Annotated in this window: 3 protein-coding genes; all 3 read left to right on the top strand. The window is 71.4% G+C overall.

Going from position 1 to position 2,875, the window contains the following annotated elements; translation table 11 throughout:
* Positions 1–54 precede the first annotated feature (54 nt).
* Positions 55–693 (top strand): type VII secretion system-associated protein, encoded by a 639-nt coding sequence (locus ACWEV3_RS23390; protein WP_452615955.1) that lies wholly within the window; start codon positions 55–57, stop codon positions 691–693.
* Between the two features lie 29 nt (positions 694–722).
* A complete protein-coding gene (locus tag ACWEV3_RS23385) occupies positions 723–1,367 on the top strand; it encodes a type VII secretion system-associated protein (protein ID WP_452615954.1) in 645 nt (214 codons plus the stop codon).
* Between the two features lie 167 nt (positions 1,368–1,534).
* Positions 1,535–2,824: a YrhB domain-containing protein gene (locus ACWEV3_RS23380; RefSeq protein WP_452615953.1), complete on the top strand. Its 1,290-nt coding sequence runs from the start codon at positions 1,535–1,537 to the stop codon at positions 2,822–2,824.
* Positions 2,825–2,875: the final 51 nt, after the last annotated feature.

Genomic DNA, 2,875 nt, shown 5'->3' with positions numbered 1-2,875 from the left:
CCTTCCCGCCTCACCGGCGTTACCAGGCACTGCGCATGCAGAAAGGAATCCACAGTGACCAGTGACCACCCCACTCCGGAGGAGGGCGAAGCTCCCGCTGGTCCCAGCGAGGAAACACCCGCCGGTCCCGACCAGGAGGCGTGGGCCCTCGTGATCGACCCGGCCTGGCAGCCCGAGTCCGACGAGGAAGAGCCGCCGAACGAGGCCGTCCTCGGTTCCTGGCACATCGGAGCCGACGGCACCGTCAGCACGTTCCAGGCCAACCCGGACTACCAGCCCTCCCGCGAGGATTCCGCCACCGACCCGGTGGACGCGGTGCTGCAACTGGTAGTACGCGGCGACTACAGCGGCGAGGCGCTGCTGGAGGCCATGCGCGAGGCGCTGCTGCTGATCGCGCTGGACGACGATGGCAACGCCGTCGTCACACTCTCCCCGGACGAGGTGCCGTCAGTGCTGGTCGCCACTTCGCCGGTGCACGCCCGGCGGGTCGACGTGCCGACCTGGCAGGAGATCACGGCGAAGGCGCTGGCCGACTCACTGCCCGAGGAAGGGGTCGACGTGCTGCTCAACCCGGGCGCGCCGACGTCCATGCGGGTGCTGGCGAGCTCGCTCAAGCACGCGATGGCCGACGCCGGAACCGGCGATCCGGGCGCGGCCGGAACTCCGCCCGAGCCGCCTGCGGAACAACGTTGAAGCCGACAGGAAGCAGCGAGGAGCCTTCGATGTCCGAGGACGAAACGCCCGAATCCGCCCCGGTTGCCGAGGGCGAGCCCGTCGACCAGTGGGTGGTGCTCATCGACCCCGACTGGAAGCCCGAGCAGGAGCAGCAACAGCCGCCGGAAACCGCGATCGTCGGTTCCTGGTACATCGACGGCGACGGCTCGCTGCGGGACTTCCGCCCGAACCGCGCCTACCAGCCGTCCAGCCCGGACTCGCCGACCGACCCGGTGGACGCCACGCTGCGGCTGGTGATGCGGGGCGAGCTGCCCGTTCCCGAACTGCTGGCATCACTGCCCGGTTCGCACCTGGTCATCGGCCTGGACGAGGAGCACACACCGATCGTCACCCGCGCACCGGACGGCAAGCCGTCGGTGCTGGTGCTGACCGCCTTCGCGCACGCGGAGCGGTTGACCGTCCCGGCGTGGGCGGAGATCACCGCCGAGGAGGTCGCCGACGCCCTGCCCGAAGAAGGCGTCGACGTGCTGCTCAACCCGGGCGCGCCCGCATCCACGCGCATCGGGGCGCAGGAGTTCCGGGATGCGGTGCGCGGTCCGGGCGGCGACCACGCGGACACGGCCGGTGCGCCCGCACCCGCGGCAGAACAGGCAGGAGTCGCTGGGACTGCGGACGTCACATTGCTGGGATGACGCGGCGAGCGCCCGAGACGCCTGCGCGGTGGTGGGGGATTTCCCGTGCGCGGCGGCCGAGCGCGCCCCTCGGCGGCGGCGGTGGCCCACGCTGCAAGTGGCTTCCGCCGCGTACTGAACAGATCCAAGAGGTCCGAGCTGTCGGACGAGCATTGACCGAGGTGACGATGAGCGACGATCTCTCCCGCAGGGCCGCCGACTGGCTGGACCGCACGTACGGGGACCTGGTCACCCTGACCGATGACCAGCCCCTGGTCGACGGCGAGCGGACCCAGCTGTTCGGCTGCGACTACGCGGGCGGCTCCGCCGAGCCGCTGCTGGCCGCCACCATCGCGGTGCCCAAGGATGGCGGCCAGCCGTTCCCGGTCGCCAACGCCGACCCGCTGGACGAGGAGCTCAACGCGGCGGCAGGATTCTCCGACCAGCAGCCGTGGCGCTGGCGGGTCAACGCGCGCAGCTGCCTGGTCGCGACGGACGCCGCGGTGGACCGCCGCCCGGCTTCGGCGCTGCCGTGGGAGCCGCTGGACGAGGCGCCCGGCTGGTGGGACCGGATGCTGTCCGCGCATTTCCCGACCGCGGAGGTATCCACCTGTTCCACCTGGGCGGACGTGACGTCGATGCTCCTCGAAGGCGGGCCCGGCACGCGCAGCGCGGTGTGGCTGCGCAGACAGCACTCCGGGGTGGAGATCACCGGTCACCTGCTCTACGCGTTCAACGACGACGGCAAGGCCATTTTCCTGGACGGGCAACGGGGTTCGCTGGCGAGGCTGGACGACGACGAGATCGGGCAGCTCGTGGTGGCCCGCTTCCACCGGCCTGCCGTGGACGGTGTCGAGGTGCTCCGGGCGCCCTGGGAGAACGCCGCGCCGGACCTGCAGGCCGCGCTGGAGAAGGCGAACAGCTGGCTCGACCACACCTACCAGGAGCCGGTCGTCGTGGTGCACCCGGACGAGGCGGACGAGACCGAACGCGGCTGGCTGTTCGCCTGCACCACCCGGCGTTTCCAGGAGTCCGGCGACTGGCGGGACCAGATGCTGGATGCCGCCTTGGTGGTGCCGAAGGAAGCGGGCGAGGCCCCGTTCGGCCTGCCGAACAACGACCCGTGGAGCTACCTGATGGGGTGGGACGCGCGGCAGGACGGGCTTTCCGCGCCCCCGGGCCCCGCCGCCGCGGCGTGGTTCGAGCCCACGATGCGCGAGCTCGGCCCGCCGCTGAGCGCCACCATCCACCAGGGCTGGGGCGAGGTCCTGACCGAGATCGCGAGCGCCCCGACGGGCGCGAAGGCGCTGGTGTGGATCCGCCGAACGGACTTCCGCGGCCGGGAATCGGTGGGCAACCTGCTGGTGGCGGTCAACGAGGGCGGCGAGGTGCGGCTCATCGACTCGCTGGCGGAGAACGGGCAACCATCCTTCGACCAGGATCCCTTGGCCCTGCACGTCATCCGCTACGGCTCGTGACAGGTCGGCGCGGTTCGCGCCACGCCGACCACCGTCCACAATGTAGTCGTG

It is taken from the genome of Saccharopolyspora sp. NPDC003752, assembly GCF_053605825.1.
The sequence above is the reverse complement of the archived record's forward strand: the minus strand, read 5'-3'. Positions and strand labels throughout refer to the sequence as shown.

Bases quoted from the DNA above. Each gene is read 5' to 3' on its own strand.
- ACWEV3_RS23385 (WP_452615954.1), top strand. From the start codon at position 723: ATGTCCGAGGACGAAACGCCCGAATCCGCCCCGGTTGCCGAGGGCGAG.
- ACWEV3_RS23380 (WP_452615953.1), top strand. From the start codon at position 1,535: ATGAGCGACGATCTCTCCCGCAGGGCCGCCGACTGGCTGGACCGCACG.